This window comes from Halomonas sp. ND22Bw, assembly GCF_003011945.1.
In the GTDB taxonomy this organism is placed as follows: domain Bacteria; phylum Pseudomonadota; class Gammaproteobacteria; order Pseudomonadales; family Halomonadaceae; genus Halomonas; species Halomonas halophila.
The window spans coordinates 1-255 of record NZ_PXWD01001309.1 but is presented as its reverse complement, the minus strand read 5'-3'; the positions used below and the strand labels follow the sequence as shown (position 1 = coordinate 255).

Here is a 255-nt window from a genome sequence, read left to right as displayed (position 1 = left end):
CACCCCGGTCAGGTCGACCGACCACAGATCGGCCTTGCCTGCATTGCCCTGCCCCTGACGGAAGAACATCAGGACGCGGCCGTTCGGGCTCCACGACGGTCCTTCCTCCTGCCAGGCAGTGGTCAGCAACTTTTCGCCCGATCCGCGCGGGTTCATGATACCGATGCGGAACGGCCCCGCAATCTTGGTGAACGCGATCAGGTCGCCACGCGGGCTCCACACCGGCGTCGCATAACGCCCGCCGCCGAAGCTGAT

At 65.9% G+C, this 255-nt stretch carries 1 pseudogene; it reads right to left on the bottom strand.

The features are described 5' to 3' along the window. Positions 1 to 255 (bottom strand): annotated as a pseudogene (locus CVH10_RS22415) (PD40 domain-containing protein); the annotation flags it as partial.